Origin of the sequence: Lachnotalea glycerini (assembly GCF_003201285.1) — a bacterium.
Lineage (GTDB): Bacteria > Bacillota > Clostridia > Lachnospirales > Lachnospiraceae > Lachnotalea > Lachnotalea glycerini.
Genome location: NZ_QICS01000002.1, coordinates 86,069 through 102,646, shown reverse-complemented (window position 1 = coordinate 102,646; position 16,578 = coordinate 86,069). Strand labels below are relative to the sequence as shown.

Genomic DNA, 16,578 nt, shown 5'->3' with positions numbered 1-16,578 from the left:
CCAAACTATTGCATTATTTCAACGGTTGCGCTGGTTCCAAGTCTGCTTGCACCTGCCCGAATCATAGCTTCTGCTGTTTCTTTATCTCGAATACCACCTGAAGCTTTCACTCCCATATTTTCTCCAACTGTTTTTCTCATCAGTTTAACATCTTCTACTGTTGCACCACCTGTACTAAAACCAGTCGAGGTCTTAACGAAATCTGCATTTGCTTTCCCTGCTAATTCGCATGCTTTCACTTTCTCCTCATTGGTTAAAAGACAGGTTTCTATAATCACCTTTAAGATTGCCTTATTCCTGCATGTTTCCTTAACCTTTTTCATATCATCATAAACGATATCATAGTCCTTATCCTTTAAGGCACCTACATTGATTACCATGTCAATCTCTGTCGCACCATCCTCAATGGCTGCCTGCGCTTCAAAGCATTTCGCCCTAGTGGACATCATTCCCAAAGGAAAACCGATTACAGTGCAGACCTTCACCTCACTGCCTTTTAATTTGTTTGCTACAAAGGCTGTATAGTATTGATTTACACATACGGAGGCAAAATCATGCTCAAGCGCTTCCTCACAGATTTTAGAAACCTGTTCTTTCGTCGCATCCGCCTTTAAAATTGTATGGTCAAAATATTTTGGTGTTAACATATTACTCCTTCCAAAGGTATATGCTACCTTTATGCTTTACTTACCTTAAATTTCATTTTCCATTTTCTCTATACTATTTCTTCATTTCATTCACAATGGACTCGATACGCTCATAGAGTGCGGCAGGCTCTGTTCCAATGTCAAACTTACCGTCTTCATAGAGAATTTTACCGTTAACCATTGTCATTTTAACGTTTTGCTTACTGCCACTATATACGATATTTTTAGTTATATTATGAATCGGTCTCATATTAGGCTGGTTTAAATCTAGCATGATGATGTCTGCCGCTTTGTCAACCTCTAACGTATCGCATGTATTAAGGCACATGGCTTTTGCTCCGCCAACCGTTGCCATATACAATACATCATTTCCATCCATAGCCGAAGCATCCATTAAGCTAAGCTTTTGTAAGCCTGTCGCGAGAAACATTTCGCGAAACATATCAAGACAGTTATTGCTTGCAGGACCGTCTGTTCCAATAGCAATGTTAATTCCCATTTGCTGCATGGCAGCAAGCGGTGCGATTCCACTTGCAAGCTTTACATTAGAGCCTGGATTTGTAACCACCGACATCCCATGCTCCTTAAATATATTCATATCCTCATCCGTCATATGAATGCAATGATACCCGCCGCCTCCATATTCAAACATACCAAGACTGTTTAAAAATGCGGTTGGGGTCATGCCGTACCGTTCGATGCAGCCTTGTACCTCCGATTTGCTTTCCGAATTGTGGGTATAAACTGGCGCTTTATATTTCTTTGCGAGTGAAGCTACCCCCTCAAGTCTCTCTCTGTTTGTTGTATACTCTGCATGAAAGCCCAATTGATAGCTGATTAACTGATGATAATGGTTATAGGTGTTATAATACTCCTCCATTTCCTCGACTGACTGTGTAAAATTATTCATCGCACCGACAATAACGGTGCGAAAGCCACAGTCCACAGAAGCCTTGGCAATTGGTTCAGGAGCTAAATACATATCAAAATTAGCTGTAATTCCACTCGTCAGATATTCCATGATAGCAAGCTTGCTAAAATCATAGATATACTCAGGCTTTAGTTTCGCTTCCATAGGAAATACCTGATACTTCAGCCAGTCAAGAAGAGGCAAATCATCTGCATAAGACCTTAAAAAGGTCATTCCTGAATGGGTATGAGCATTCTTAAAGCCCGGCATTAGGAGGTTTTTGCAAGCATCAATTTCCCTGTCCCATACGATATGTTCTGCCAAATGACTTGCTTTTTTTGAAGCTGCACCTATATAAGTGATGCTATGATCCTCTACCCAAAGCTCTCCCTCTACAATATGAAAGGAGTCAGCCATTGTCAGTATTCTGGCATTATAAAATCTTATATTCATACGCTACCTCTATCTGGCACCTTTGTCATACGGAATTCCTTCTGCTCTTGGTGCCTGTGAATTTTTAGATGTAAATACAAGCACAACCAATGTTGTGATATACGGAATCATTTTGTAAATATAGCTTGGAACTCCAAGTGCAGCTAATACCGGTATTCCCGAATAGGATGCTGCTACTGTCTTTAAAAGTCCAAAGAAAAAGGAAGCAAATAAAATACGCATTGGATTCCACTGTCCAAAGATCAAAACAGCAAGTGCAAGAAAACCATATCCTGCAACACTGGCATTAAAATTGGTTGATGTCGGTACGACAAACACTAGCCCGCCAATACCTGCAAAAGCCCCAGAAATTAATACACCTGCATATTGCATTTTATATACATTAATGCCAACCGAATCGGCTGCCTGCGGATGTTCCCCACAAGCTCTAAGTCTTAGCCCAAATCTGGTTTTATATAAAACTATCGTTGATAACACCAGAATCAATATCCCAATATACGTAGTAATATAAGTGTTCTTAAAAAATAAGTCACCAATAATAGGTATATTGCCAAGCACAGGTACAGACTCAATTCTGAATGTATTGTTAAACTGGATTTGCTGTACACCCTGAAGAATTCTTGCAAAAAAAACAGCAAATGCAGGAGCAAATAAGTTAAGTGCAGTACCGCTGATTGTCTGATCCGCTTTCATATTAATGGATGCAAATGCATGCAGTAAGGAAAATAACATACCAGCAACACCAGCTATCACAACAGCAATGAGTAATTGTAGCTGTCCGCTTAGTACACCCTGCGTGAGATTGATAAATAAAATGCTGATAAATCCACCCATAATCATAATACCCTCTAAGGCAATATTAATAATACCGGAGCGTTCAGAGAACATTCCGCCAAGAGCTACTATTAACAGTGGCATTGTAAAAAACATGGTTTGCTGAAAGACTGAAAATACTACATTCATGCTTATTTACCTCCATTTCTTTTCTTATCAAAGCGCTCAATAAACGTTTTAATAATCAGTGCAAATGCACTAAAGTAAATGATAACAGCTACAATAATATCTATGATTTCCGTGGAAAATTCAAATAACTGTAAATAAAAGCCTCCAGCTGTTATGTACGCAATAAACAGACCTGCAAGCAAAATACCAAGCGGGCTTGATAGGCCAAGCAATGCTACGGAAATACCGGTAAAGCCCTCTGATGCAAGTACATCAACTATCTCAATATGCTTTCCTGAACCAGCCAGATATAGCAAACCACCGGCAAGACCTGCAAGTGCTCCTGCTATCGCCATAGATAAAATAATATTTCTCTTTTCATTCATTCCTGCATATTTGCTCGCATCGCGGTTAAAACCAGCCGCCTTTAATTCAAATCCGAAAGCCGTTTTATTAAGAATGAAATGAATAAGCACAACAGCTAAAATAGCAATAAAGAATCCACCATTAATACTTGATTCGGGAAATAATAAATTAAGTCCCATTTTAGGAATTTCAGCGGCCTTGTCCACAGATAAAGATTGATTTCTCAATGAATCAAACAGTGTCTTACTTCCCTTTACAATAAAATTAATCAAGTACATACCAATATAATTCATCATAATACATGCAATTACTACATTTACATTAAAGTACGCATTTAAAACTCCAGGAACGAGTCCCCATAGTGCACCCGCAGCAATACTTGCAAGAACAGCAACCACCCATTGTGCACTGCCTAGAAAATCACCACGGATTCCTACTACAATTGCAGCAAATGCACCTACAATAAACTGCCCCGGCGTTCCAATGTTAAATAATCCTGTTTTAAATGCAAAACCAACAGACAAACCAGTCAATATGATTGGAGTTGCATAATAAAATACTTGACCGATTCCCTTTAACCCATGTGTAAAGGAACCTGTTAATATTGTAAAAAACCCCGGAACAGCCTGAGTAGGATTACTGGCAAGAAGAACAATAAAACCAAATAATAATCCAACAACAATTGCAAAAATTGAGGATAGAAGTCCAACCATATTCTTATGCTTTGCTTCATTCATGATGCTTCACCTCTTCTTTCTTAGAGCCTGCCATGTAAAGGCCTAATTCCTTAATTGTAATCTTCTTTGGATCTAAATCCGCCACTATTTCACCTTCATAAATAACCAATATTCTATCACTTAAATTCATAACTTCATCTAATTCAAGTGAAATAAGCAACACGGCTTTTCCATTGTCTCTTTGCTCCATAATTTGTTTATGAATAAACTCAATTGCACCCACATCCAAGCCACGAGTTGGCTGTACTGCGATTAGAACATCAGGATTCTTATCTATTTCTCTGGCAATAATTGCCTTTTGCTGATTACCGCCTGACATACTTCTGGCACTGGTAATACTGCCTTGTCCACTTCGAATATCATACTTTTCTATCAAATGCTTTGCATATTCATCTATTTTATTAAACTTTAGAAATCCCCGGCTTTGAAAATCTGGCGTGAAATACTGCTGTAGCACCAAATTCTCTCCAAGCGTATAATCAAGTACTAATCCATGTTTGTGTCTATCCTCCGGTATATGAGACATTCCATGCGTATTTTTATAACGAATACTCTTTTTCGTAATGTCCTCGCCATTGAGCAAAATCTTACCCAAATCCATGCCTGAAATCCCTGTAATTGCCTGTACCAGCTCACTTTGACCATTGCCGTCAATCCCTGCTATACAAACTACTTCACCCTTTCTTACTTGAAAGCTTACATGATTCACTATGTTTTTGGTATGCCCTTCTTTTTTCGCTTTTACGGATAGTTCTTTTACCTCTAATACAACTTCGCCCGGCTTTACTTCCTTTTTGTCTATTTTCAAATTAACCTTACGACCAACCATCATCTCAGACATCATTTCCTTGTCTGTATCACTTACTTCAACTGTTCCAATATATTTGCCACGGCGCAATACAGAACACCTGTCTGCAACAGCCTTTATTTCATTCAATTTATGGGTAATAAAAATAATTGACTTTCCCTCTTTTGTCAAATTACGCATGATGTTCATTAATTCGTCAATTTCTTGAGGTGTCAGAACCGCAGTAGGTTCATCAAAAATTAAGATTTCATTATCTCGATACAGCATCTTAAGTATCTCCACACGTTGCTGCATTCCAACTGTAATATCAGAAATAAGTGCATCCGGATCAACAAACAAGTTATACTTTTCACTAAGAGTCATAACCTTTTTCCGTGCTTCCTTCATTTCTATCAAGCCATGCTTTACCGTTTCCATTCCTAAAACTATATTCTGTAGCACTGTAAAATTGTGTACTAGTTTAAAATGCTGATGTACCATTCCAATCCCTAAATCATTGGCGTCAAGAGGACTATTCACTTTTACTTCTTTTCCTTTTACCTTGATCACACCTTTTTCTGGTTGGTATAAACCGAATAAAACACTCATCAGAGTAGACTTTCCTGCACCATTTTCACCCAATAAGGCATGAATTTCACCTGTTTTTATTTGAAGTGTAATATTATCGTTGGCAATAATTCCAGGAAATTCTTTTGTTATATCGAGCATTTCAATAATGTATTCCATATGTTCACCTCAACTATTTTATTTAAAAAGGAGATACTAAAATAGCACCTCCCTTTCATAGTTTCCTAAAATGCTTATTCAAACATTTTCGCTCTAGTATTAATTGCTATTGTTTGAAACATATATTCGTAACCATTCAGTACAATCATAATTACAATTATTCTACAACATCAACTTTAACAATTTTTAAACCTAAAGCATTGATTGCTGTTTTAGCATCACTTTCCGTTGTGTCATTCTTAATTTCAATTTCGCCTGCTGCAAGCTTAGCAAAGATTGCATCATAATCTGCTGTCGTAAAGGTTGTAAATTTGGAAGTTTCCATTGGAAGACCAATACCGTTATTTGCTGCACTAAAGGTAGTTGTTTTACCACCTTGGAATGCATTATCATAGATTGATTTAATTCCATCATATACGGATACGGATAATTTCTTCATTGCTGAAGTTATAACAGTATCTGATTCAGGAGATTGGTCAACGTCAACTCCGATTACTGCTTTACTGTTAGCTTCTGCCGCAGCCATAACAGAGTTACCAACTCCACCACCACAGCCAAAGATTACTTCAGTTCCTGCACCATACCAAGCTGCTGCTAGAGCCTGTACCTCTGGTGTAGCTTCAAAGCCGCCTGTATAGTTGTATGTGATTTCAACAGAAGATAATCCCATTTCATTTGCTGCATATTCAGCACCCTGAACGAAACCGTAACCGTATTTCTTAACTGCAGGTACTGCCATACCACCCATAAAGCCAAGTTTTGTATAGCCTTCCTTGACAGCAGCATAACCAGCTAAAAATCCCGGTTCATCCTCTTGGAATAAAATTGCCATAGTATTTTCGGAAGTCTTATATTCTGAATAGTCTGCATTATGTGGCTCTCCATCTAATAAAATAAATTTAACATCTGGATTCTTGTCCTGTTCATTAAAAACAGCTTCTTCAAATAAATATCCCGGGCAAACAATAATACCTGCTCCGCCTTCAATTGCAAGCTCAATTGTCTCTGCGTATGCATCTGTTGTTTTTTCTGCCGGCTGATAATACTTGTAAGTTTTATTGTTTTCTTTTGCGTATTGAGTTACACCTTCCCAAGCTCCCTGATTAAAGGACTTGTCATCAATGGTTCCAATATCTGTAATCAAAGCAATCTCATAACCCTCTGCTGATGTTTCACCTTGTGCAGTTTTATCCGTTGCAGTATCAGCTGCTGCATCTTTTGTGTCCGTAGTTTCAGTGGTAGTAGAATCTGATGTAGATTCTCCGGTTTTGTTTGAGCTTGTGCATGCTGTTAACGAAGCAATCATACAACCGGCTAAAACTAATGATAAAAGTTTCTTTTTCATAATAATGTTTCCTCCTTAAAATGTGAGTCGATCATCGACATTCTATAAATTAATCTTTAAGCCAATCCATATGACTTAAATTAACTTATCAAAGCTCCTTAATTACTAAGTAACTTATCATCTATGGCATAAAATTGGCTACTTTTAAGTTGCCTCATATCTTAAAAATAGCCTCGCTGCTCTGTACAAATGTTTGTAACTCGTTTCAATTTTCTTTAATTGATTTGATTTTATCATCCGGCAAACATATAGTCAATACTTTTGTTAAAACATGTTACTTTTCTAACATTTTGTTGCATATCGTAAATTATAATGATAGAATATTCAAAAATGAGTAAACTACTTTTATCTTTTAAAAGAAACAGAGGTATTGTTATGAGCAAAAAATACGAACGTATCAATCAATTGGTTAAAATTTTAAAAGAAAATCATGGAGCCTCTGCCAGGGAACTTTCTGACATACTTGAAGTTTCTGAAATGACCATTCGACGAGATTTGAATGAATTAATGATGCAGAAAATTGTATTAAACCAATATGGTGCATTCTTCTTTAACACAGAGCTTACAAATGCAACAGACAAGCTTGATGAAAAATATGCACTTAACTTTGCGGTTACTTCTAACAGCGAGGAAAAAAAACGGATCGGATACTTTGCTGCCTCTTTGGTTCAGGAGAACGATATTTTAATTATAGATACGGGTTCTACAACCGAATACCTCGCAAGAGCACTTTCACCAGATATAAAAGCCACCATACTTTGCTATAATAGAAATATTTTAAATTATCTGGTTGATAAGGTCAATATTTCTATTCTATTTGCAGGCGGCTATTATCACGCAAATACAGAAATGTTTGAAAGTGTACAGGGAATTTCCTTAATTAATCAAACCAGAGCGAATAAAATATTTATTTCAGCCGCCGGGGTTCATGAATCTCTTGGTATCACCTGTGCAAATAATTATGAAATCGCAACAAAACAAGCTATCTTCCAGTCCGGAGTACAAAAAATTCTACTTGTGGATTCCAGTAAATTTTCTGTTATAAAATCCTCCTATTTTGCTGACATTGAAGATTTTGACTGTATTGTGACAGACATCGGTATTAGCAATAGCTGGATTGAATTGATTCGCTCCAAAAATATTCAATTGCATATCGTTTAAAGATACATTTCTAGTATTAGCCTGTTGTTCTATTTTAATTAAAGTAATATAAATTGTTATTTGCTGATTGCGCAAATTTATCAATAGCATTTGGTTGAATTTTATAGTTTACCCTGCGTCCACCTTTTGCTCTACTTCTTTTCTCCAATAGATTTTAAACTGCTCTTCGTCAATTGAATCCACAAAGCGTTTCTTGAAGATTAAAAACTCTTCCAAATCCATTAAAATATGATAGAGCTTAGCCCTGCCCTCAAGTTCCTCTCTGCTTTTTGGAAGTTCCTCTTCTCCCATTTGCTCAAATAACTGATTCAGCTTTTCAATCTGCTCGATTGGATCATTGAGTTCTGTTACATACTCTTTTAAATACATAATATATTCTGCAACAATAGTAGCCTGCTTTGGAATATTTCTTAACTTTTTCATTTCATAGTGAAGATTGTGAAGCACATTAAATTGTTTCGTTCTCATTTCAAAATAATGAATATAATAGCTTGGATGTGAATAAAAGGTATTATTCTGATACTCATATGCCTTTTCAACAAATTCTGCCAAATCCTCTTCCAGGGAAATAATATCATCCCATACATTTCTTCCGACATGCTTGTTAAAAAGATAATTAGCCAACTCATCCAGAATGAACTGCAGTTTCTTCTCAGTATATCTCATATTTTTAGTGATTGCAGCCTTCTGGCTTGTTGCATTTTGGAATAAATTCATGATGATAGCAATCGAGATCCCGATTGCAACGAGTAAAAATTCATTGATAATAAATGAATTACTAAAATCGTGAGTCATTAAGAAATGGGAACCAATCACAGCATTTACTGAAATTGTGCTTTTCCAATTAATCCACTCACATATTAAGACTAATACAAAAATGAACAGTCCGTATGCCATCCATTCCTGATTAATAAATTGAAATATCAACCATAAAACTCCGACTGAAAAAATAAAGGTCAATAGTCTGTAAAAGGATAATTTTAACGTTTCCCATTTTGTAGTCATGATTGTCAGCAGCGTTATGATACCTGCGGAGGCCGCGAATTCTAACTGCATCATATTGGCAATATAAATTGCAATACAACTCCCTATCGAAATTTTTAACGATAAGATTAAAAATTTCTTTGCTCTCAACTTTTTCTTTTTATCCATTCAGTATCCTCTCAAATATTATTTTATAGCAAACCTTGGCAAGCCATATATTTTATTTATATCATATTTTTTTTTACAATACAAACATTTATTCATACTTTTTTAAGTATTATAAAATCCCTGTACCAGAAAAGTATTTCATAGTCAGGGATTTTGGATTAAAGAAGAAAGCAAAACTATTCTCCACTATTTTAAATCAAATAACTGCGTACGGACTAAACCTACCGTATCATAAGTTTTTTCTGTTGTTTTTGTTGATCCATAGCTGTAAATTTCACTTTGAGCTTCTATATAAATAGTAACTGAATTCTTGCCACTTTTCAAATAAGAAGTCGGCACCGTGATTTCATAGGTATGATCCGGACTCAGATTATCTTGTTCCACTTGTGTACTGGTGCCTGCCAGTTTTGTGACAGCAGTAATCGGTGATACCTTCACATTTGTCCCATTTACTGTTATTGTTGTGTCACCGTCAGAATCTTCGTAATAATAATTAGCCAGAATTTTTTTACTTCCCTTAATAAAGTTAATATCATTGACATAAAAGTAAAGAGTTTCCTGTGATTCCAGCACTCCTGCGTTTTCTGTGGCTTCTTCTGTCTCCCATACTTCATCAAATGGAATATAAATATTCTCTAACTCTGCCGAGGAGGAAGACGCACCTTCCAAAATTGAAATCTGCGGCTTTTTTATTCCTGCATTATAGGATGCAATCATGGTATTTACGAATAATTTAGCCTCTGTTTGCTGTGTTATCTTGCTATGACCAACACCAGAATAGGTAATATTCCCTTTATTATAAATGTAGTAATTGTTAATCACATCATTTGGAGATGCATCATAAATGTCGTTGCCTGATTTACCATCACTGATGCAATACCACACAACGATGTCACTTTCCCCATCATTATCATCATCTGCCTCTAAATCTAACTGATAATATTGGGCATGAGTAAGACTTACGGTAAACCCTTTCATATTTCCAAGAATATTATTTAAATAATTATCTTCCAAATTATAAGGATACGTTGTAATCTGCCCTTTATTTACTTCCGTCACCTTCATTGCATCTCCATAAGCACCATTTCCACTATAATTTAATCCCGAATAATTTAAATTATATAAAGAAGTGGTACTTGTGCTTCTTCTGTATCGATTCAGCGTAGAATAGGTATATCCCTGAACCTGGCTTACCGTGCTTGAAAAGTTACTTCTTGGCTGATATGCAACTTCTTTTCCTAATGCTTCTAGTTCTTCTATTACATCATTAGCTGAATTTCCGTCTTTTAACATTTCATTGTCCAAAACGCCAAAACGATCCATACCAACTTCTTCTCTGATGTAAGTATTAAAATTGTATCCCCAGAAAACCCTGTCATCCAATCCGCTTCTGTCAGTTGTATTTACAAAGGAAGTCGTGTCATGCGTAAACAATACACTTTTTCCATTTTGTATAAATTCCAAAATACCTCCAAAACCAGTAACACATCCCCCGCCTCCTGTGTCTACAGAGGCTCCTATGGTATTGTCAATTTCATTAAAGCAGTCAGCGAATCCCACAATCAGCATATCATACTCTTTCAAAATATCCTTATTGGCATCCCATAATTTAGGAAATAAAGCTGTAGTTGTCACTGTAATCTCAATATCTATGTTAAAACGATCTTTCACATCCTGAAACAACGAGATAAATGTTGAATCAGTTTTTAAGTTTAAGGTGCTTCCACTAGCAGAATTAATCTGGAGTACCTTAACCGTAACCTGATCCTTTGTTTCAGGAACAATATGAGAATATCCGCTTTCACTATTACGGATGTAAGCGTTACTGTTTTGTGATACTTCTATTTTCCATGGCAATACACTGTTATAGCCATCCGGCACTGCACGGTTTAGATGATATCGTTTCCCGGTTGATAGATTGGTTTCGTCTGCCTCAGCTCCATTATTATCATAAATCTGAATGTTTTCAATTTCTTCCGTATTCGAATACTTACCATCTGCATTTATATCTATGTATAACTTACATGTATATTTTGCACTGGAAGACACAGCTCCTGCATTGCTGATGGAAAAATAGTAATCCAGAAAATACGCTCCATCCTCATCTGCTGTTAGTTTATAAACCTGATCATTATTATCACTGCCATCATCTACTAACTCCTCAAGATTGATTTCCAGTTTTGGTCTGTTTAAATAAAATGCAAGTAAAGATGTCGTGTTTATAATATTACTTTTTTGAATGACACTTGGTCTTTTTGTAGAGCCCTGTGTCATCTCATTAGCAAATTTATAAAGATAGGAAGAAGTATCAATCTTATTATCATTGATACTTCCGTCGGTATGATAAAAATCATCTGATAAAACAACCGGGTAAGAAGCCATTACATAATCTTTTAACGCATTGTATTTATCCTTTGTAATATCATTTCCTGAGTATCGCATGGCAAAGGTAGTGGCATTTATTTTTCCTGAAGCATTAAGCTCTGTATCAAGCAATCCGGCTAATTCACCTTTTACATTGACAAGATCACCCATGTGATAATAAACCAGTCCATCCATTGTTTCATCATTGAATTTTGTACTTCCATCTGATTTTAAATTCATCCGTCCTGTATTTGTTCCTATGTAAATCAAATCATATATTCCGTTTAAATCTTCAATCTTTCCGATAAATTCTGCTGTTGTTATTTGATCAATTGTAATTGTAGCTTCACTTAATGCTGAGTTTGAAATCCATCCCTTTACCGTATCAGATGTCAACTCATAAGATGCACATGGCTCTATCTCTAAAATTCTAATATTTGTTTTCAGAACTGTCACTCGACGGTAGGCATAATTTATAATATATTTTACACATACTGCTTGTGATATATCTTCTGAAAATAAGGCATAGTTGCCAGTGGTATCTGAAGACCGATATAAGTTTTCACTTTTAATTTCGTTTAATACATCAGAAAAACCTTTTTCAATTTCTTCTGCTGAGAAAGTCTGATGAAATGATTTGTTTATCAATGTTACCTGATTTCGGTCAAAGCTGTAAACGTTGTTGTTCACAAAATGCAAGTCATTATCCGTACTGCTATTTAATATGTTTCTTGCCAAGTTGACGATATTTGTATCTGACATGGCAGAATCTTTGGTAACAGACGCATCTATAATACAAGGAACTGGCAGAGTTGTACTCATGATTAATCCCTCTATCTCTTCTGCCGTCTCTTCGGTAAGATCATTCCCCTCCGATATCGTGTCAAAGACTTTATATTTACTATCTCCATTACTGCCAAAAACTGTATTGACACCTGAAATATAGATCAAATCAAACTCGCTTAAGTCACAAGAATTTACTTCATTTGGTGTCAAAGTTGTGACTTCAATAGAAAACGAGTCAAAATCGTCATCATCAAGATCAAATACATATTTTTTCATCCAGTCCTGATTTGTAAATCCTCCTTTATACCATACTTTTGCTAATGTCACATCAAAAACCGTATCCGCATTTTTATCTTCCACCCAGTCGTAAGCTCCACATCCCGGGGTATAGGTATAAGTAGTAACCAAAAGACTTGAATCTGAAATATTAAAATGACCGCTGCCCACGGTTTCATAGTAAGGCTGCGCCGTATCAAGCACTGCTTTATAATCACCAGTGGGGATGCCTGCTGAATCATATGCATATACACTTTCAGAAACCTGGTAGACATCGCCTGAAAGATTTTCCCCATACACAAAATCTACTTGATAATATATCGTTGATTCTGCTAAACTTCCCTGTGTATTATCTTCTTTGTTTTCTTTGGTATCTGTTGCAATTGCTTCCTTAATCTCTTTTGCGGTTCCTGCATATTCATACTTATCCTCTTCTGACTTCGTATAAATCAGCTCTTCATCCTCCAGACTGGCTATATCCGTGCTGCTTAAGATTTTCTCATTACTTACCTGATAGCCGGCTCCTCCATCTCCTTGCAATTCATATTGGAACTTGATTTTGTAATTATTTTCTCCACTACCGGAATCTTTCTCGTAATATAATATGTTTGGTTCATAGTTACCGTCTCCTGCCGGTGCAAAGGTAAACGTCACTCCCGGTTGATTCCATCCTGAAACATCCTTTGTGTAATTTCCGGTTTTTTCTGGATTTAGACTATAATTTCCTTTTAGCCCTACCTCTGTAACCGGCTCTGTAAAACTATTTTCTTTCCATTCTTCTGACTCTTGTTCCTCAGTTGTCAATGACGTTTTTTCTTCATAAGGAACATAAAGTAATGGTGCTGTCTGATTGCCATCAGAATCTAATGGAATCGTCGATGCAATCGTGGAAAACAAGCCACTGGCGGTAGATGTCTGACTGTCTGTACCGGTTTCTTGATACAAGGAATCCATATAGGCCTTTCGTTCTGCCATGCTTCCTTTTTTCAGCAATTCTTCTTCCCACTTAATCGGTTCCTGTCCTTTTACATAATATCCTAGCTCTGCCATATCTTTAGCTGGTACAATTTCAAGTATTTGAAAAGGTTCGCTAGTTGAAGTTACCTTATGAATCACCTCTTCCACTCCTGGAAGTGTATCTTTAGCAACGGCAACTGTACCTTGTTTAAAAAGAGTAAGGCAGATAACAATTGTCAAAACACATCCTAACATACCGACTATATTTTTCTTTAAAAATATTTTATGATTACGCTTCATCTTCTGCCCTCCTTTTTATCCTAATAGAAAAAGCTTGTTCTCCACTCATTATAAGAACTATTCCAGTAACGTGTGGCACTTAGATTCCAATTTCCATTTCCATCTTTAACATAGATTTCTAACTTCCATCTTTGTATTGAATAATAGCTTACTTTCCCATAACTATATAAAATTGTATCACTATAATAATAGATTCCGCCTTCTTTAATAAAATCCACGCTGTCTGGCGGTGGTGAATAATAGCTAGTATCTTGTATATTTTTATTTTTAATATGAACGGATACAGCGTTACTGGTATCACCGTTTGTCATATAGATAACCACAGTTGCATTGATATTATTATTACTGCTTTTTGCCTTAATCTTAATTCTTCCTGACTCACTTGTTATTCCGAGTCTGTTTAATCCCCCGCTTCCTACTGACCAAGATGGATTACTCGTCATAATTATTCCTACAATTTCATAATATACATAGGTTGTCTGACCAAGTGTGAGGTAAGTACTTAAGGTTTCTGAATAAGTGTCAATACCGAAATTTTTATATCGTATCTTTACTTTTGGTATTGTAAGAGTCAGGGTTGCAGTCACACTTTGTCCATTACTGGTTACCACCACTCCATCTTTTTTCAATATGGCTGTAACTTCAATTTTGTACTCTTTTGTAGTGTCCAGATTCTTATTAACGTATAAGGTATTTGTCAATCCCTGTGTAGCTGCCAAACTGGCATAATCTTCGTCATTGTCTACATTTTTCAGATCATATTCCCACTGTATGGTATATGCATCAGGATTTTTTACTTTAGTCAATTCTGCAGTCAGATTCAATGAAGCATTCCGATAAATTTGTGTGGTTTCTGATTCCGTTTTTAATGCAAGTTCCATTCCTTCTTCTATTGTAAAAGTCATGGTTCCTGCAATCTCATTATTTCTCATGGAACGAGCCTCTACAATAATCTCACTGTCAGTTTCTGCGTCTGCTTCCACACTTAAAAATCCATCTTTCGTAATGCTCGAAGCTGATCCTTGCAAAATACTCCAGCTAACTTCCTGATCATAGGAATTTTCTGCTTCAATATTGGCACCGCTTACGATTGCCTCTAGTTGTATTGTGTCTCCGGAATAAAGATTGGTATTGTTAAAAGTGCCTCCAGAAGTAACTGCCACTGCTACACCACTCACCTGCTTGATTAGTACCTGAGACGTATCAGAAACCTCCGTTCCTGACTGGGTATGTTTTGCAGATGTTTTTACCACGATACTACTTGCCGTTTCATCACTTGCTACCGTTAATACTCCATCCGAGATTGTAGTCTGGCTGCTGGAATTGCCGCTTATTACCCAATTGGCATCCTGACTGGGATATCCTCCTGCCGAATTTGTAACCTGATAAGCAAAAGTCTGTGTGTTGCCCGGCCAAAGAACTACTGTTTTCGGAGTCAGCGTAATTCCATCTGCAAGTGAACCATCTCCTTCTTCTAAGGTTCCATCATAAATTTCATCTGGCTCGGAATTAGCCTTGACCTGATTTCGAAGCGTAATGTTGCTGTATGTACTGTAATTCTTCGTGCCAAGTGTAAAATCTAAATCGATCCTGACCACACGATCGGTTGATAAACGATTTAGATTTACCTGCATACCCGAAATATAATCTGCCATTAATGCAGGCCCGGCCGTCTGACTTAGCGCAATTACTCCGCCTGATTCCACCAGCATATATTTATAATAATAAAGCTTTTTCTCTTCCCTGTTCCATTCTATTTTATAAGCATTGTTCTGGTTATAAATCATGATACTTTTTGTTTTGATATCCTCTTTTGCTATACTTCCTGATGAGTCATCCAAAACGTTCTCGGTTTCTGTTTCACCTTTTCTTTCATATGTAATTCCTTTGTCTGCGTCAATCACCATATCCTGAAGCTGGTTCATCGTTAACTGTGCCTCATATTGAAGATTGATATCAGAATTGGCTTTTTTATAACTGTTCGCTCCCATGACCATAAAGCTTACAATGGAAACTGATACAATCCCTACTATAGCAATGGCAACAATTAATTCGATCAGGGTAAGACCTTTGTTATTTTGAAATCCCATAGAGTTTCTGATTCCTTTCTTCATTTTTTCATATAAAACACTCCTAACCCAGCAGATATCATTGCACATTAATCAATATAATATTTTCCTGTTTCCGGGATTAAGTAAATTGATATTTCTTTTGTTTTCTTTTGTATTTTTATCTGATTGCAATAATCTGTAGTTCCTTCGAGATATTTAAATGCACCTGAACTTCTGTCAAATTTCAGCTTTAAAGTGTTGGTGTTTGATATTACAATTTCATTTCCAAGTGTCGTAACACAGGTGATCGTTAGTCCTGAATTTCCTATTTTATATGGTGTTGTCTCTGATGAAATTGTTACATAATAGTCTTTGTCAGAAGCATCCTGATATAGCTCTAAATCACCACTTACCTTACTCATTGTAGTGATTTTTGCCTGTCCGATATAACCTGCCAGTTTATGTGAACACTCTTTTACATCCGACTGGAAAATCAACCCAATCGATATGACTGTTCCGGCAGATAAAATTGCTATGATTGCAATTACAACAATTAATTCGATTAAGGATAATCCTTTATTATTTTCCATTTTTATT

The 16,578-nt window shown here is 36.4% G+C and carries 11 protein-coding genes; 1 reads left to right on the top strand and 10 read right to left on the bottom strand.

What is annotated here, in order from left to right; translation table 11 throughout:
* Window positions 1-5: 5 nt before the first annotated feature.
* From deoC to C8E03_RS04860, 6 genes are all read right to left on the bottom strand, one after another.
* Window positions 6-647 (bottom strand): deoxyribose-phosphate aldolase, encoded by a 642-nt coding sequence (gene deoC, locus C8E03_RS04885; RefSeq protein ID WP_094377260.1) that lies wholly within the window; start codon window positions 645-647, stop codon window positions 6-8.
* A 73-nt stretch (window positions 648-720) separates the two neighbouring features.
* Window positions 721-2,010: an amidohydrolase family protein gene (locus C8E03_RS04880; RefSeq protein WP_207657785.1), complete on the bottom strand. Its 1,290-nt coding sequence runs from the start codon at window positions 2,008-2,010 to the stop codon at window positions 721-723.
* Window positions 2,011-2,019: 9 nt separating this feature from the next.
* Window positions 2,020-2,973 carry an ABC transporter permease gene (locus C8E03_RS04875; protein WP_110290463.1) on the bottom strand — a complete coding sequence of 318 codons (954 nt, stop codon included), beginning with the start codon at window positions 2,971-2,973 and terminating at the stop codon, window positions 2,020-2,022.
* Between the two features lie 2 nt (window positions 2,974-2,975).
* Window positions 2,976-4,055 (bottom strand): ABC transporter permease, encoded by a 1,080-nt coding sequence (locus C8E03_RS04870; RefSeq protein WP_094377262.1) that lies wholly within the window; start codon window positions 4,053-4,055, stop codon window positions 2,976-2,978.
* Entirely contained in the window at window positions 4,048-5,589 is a 1,542-nt protein-coding gene (locus C8E03_RS04865; RefSeq protein WP_094377263.1) for an ABC transporter ATP-binding protein, read from the bottom strand. Before C8E03_RS04865 ends, C8E03_RS04870 begins: the two co-directional genes overlap by 8 nt.
* 157 nt (window positions 5,590-5,746) lie before the next feature.
* Window positions 5,747-6,934, bottom strand: coding sequence for a BMP family lipoprotein (locus C8E03_RS04860; RefSeq protein ID WP_094377264.1), 1,188 nt, complete (start codon window positions 6,932-6,934; stop codon window positions 5,747-5,749).
* A gap of 375 nt (window positions 6,935-7,309) precedes the next feature.
* On the opposite strand from C8E03_RS04860, the gene C8E03_RS04855 reads away from it, so the two are divergent.
* The gene (locus tag C8E03_RS04855) at window positions 7,310-8,095 is read left to right on the top strand and encodes a DeoR/GlpR family DNA-binding transcription regulator (protein WP_094377265.1); all 786 of its coding nucleotides are present in this window, start codon (window positions 7,310-7,312) and stop codon (window positions 8,093-8,095) included.
* A gap of 108 nt (window positions 8,096-8,203) precedes the next feature.
* Here C8E03_RS04855 and C8E03_RS04850 read toward each other — a convergent pair whose 3' ends face one another.
* The 4 genes from C8E03_RS04850 to C8E03_RS04835 form a co-directional block, all read right to left on the bottom strand.
* Window positions 8,204-9,247 carry an aromatic acid exporter family protein gene (locus tag C8E03_RS04850; protein ID WP_094377266.1) on the bottom strand — a complete coding sequence of 348 codons (1,044 nt, stop codon included), beginning with the start codon at window positions 9,245-9,247 and terminating at the stop codon, window positions 8,204-8,206.
* Window positions 9,248-9,433: 186 nt separating this feature from the next.
* The gene (locus tag C8E03_RS04845; protein ID WP_110290462.1) at window positions 9,434-13,930 is read right to left on the bottom strand and encodes a DUF5057 domain-containing protein; all 4,497 of its coding nucleotides are present in this window, start codon (window positions 13,928-13,930) and stop codon (window positions 9,434-9,436) included.
* 20 nt (window positions 13,931-13,950) lie between these two features.
* Entirely contained in the window at window positions 13,951-16,020 is a 2,070-nt protein-coding gene (locus tag C8E03_RS04840) for a PulJ/GspJ family protein (RefSeq protein ID WP_170122894.1), read from the bottom strand.
* A 68-nt stretch (window positions 16,021-16,088) separates the two neighbouring features.
* Complete coding sequence (locus C8E03_RS04835; RefSeq protein ID WP_170122893.1) at window positions 16,089-16,571, bottom strand: prepilin-type N-terminal cleavage/methylation domain-containing protein; 483 nt, start codon at window positions 16,569-16,571, stop codon at window positions 16,089-16,091.
* Window positions 16,572-16,578 lie beyond the last annotated feature (7 nt).

Excerpts from the sequence above, each read along its gene's own strand:
- C8E03_RS04870 (WP_094377262.1), bottom strand. The coding sequence starts at position 4,055 with ATGAATGAAGCAAAGCATAAGAATATGGTTGGACTTCTATCCTCAATT.
- C8E03_RS04875 (WP_110290463.1), bottom strand. The coding sequence starts at position 2,973 with ATGAATGTAGTATTTTCAGTCTTTCAGCAAACCATGTTTTTTACAATG.
- deoC (WP_094377260.1), bottom strand. The coding sequence starts at position 647 with ATGTTAACACCAAAATATTTTGACCATACAATTTTAAAGGCGGATGCG.
- C8E03_RS04860 (WP_094377264.1), bottom strand. The coding sequence starts at position 6,934 with ATGAAAAAGAAACTTTTATCATTAGTTTTAGCCGGTTGTATGATTGCT.
- C8E03_RS04855 (WP_094377265.1), top strand. The coding sequence starts at position 7,310 with ATGAGCAAAAAATACGAACGTATCAATCAATTGGTTAAAATTTTAAAA.
- C8E03_RS04865 (WP_094377263.1), bottom strand. The coding sequence starts at position 5,589 with ATGGAATACATTATTGAAATGCTCGATATAACAAAAGAATTTCCTGGA.
- C8E03_RS04850 (WP_094377266.1), bottom strand. The coding sequence starts at position 9,247 with ATGGATAAAAAGAAAAAGTTGAGAGCAAAGAAATTTTTAATCTTATCG.
- C8E03_RS04845 (WP_110290462.1), bottom strand. The coding sequence starts at position 13,930 with ATGAAGCGTAATCATAAAATATTTTTAAAGAAAAATATAGTCGGTATG.
- C8E03_RS04840 (WP_170122894.1), bottom strand. The coding sequence starts at position 16,020 with ATGGGATTTCAAAATAACAAAGGTCTTACCCTGATCGAATTAATTGTT.
- C8E03_RS04880 (WP_207657785.1), bottom strand. The coding sequence starts at position 2,010 with ATGAATATAAGATTTTATAATGCCAGAATACTGACAATGGCTGACTCC.
- C8E03_RS04835 (WP_170122893.1), bottom strand. The coding sequence starts at position 16,571 with ATGGAAAATAATAAAGGATTATCCTTAATCGAATTAATTGTTGTAATT.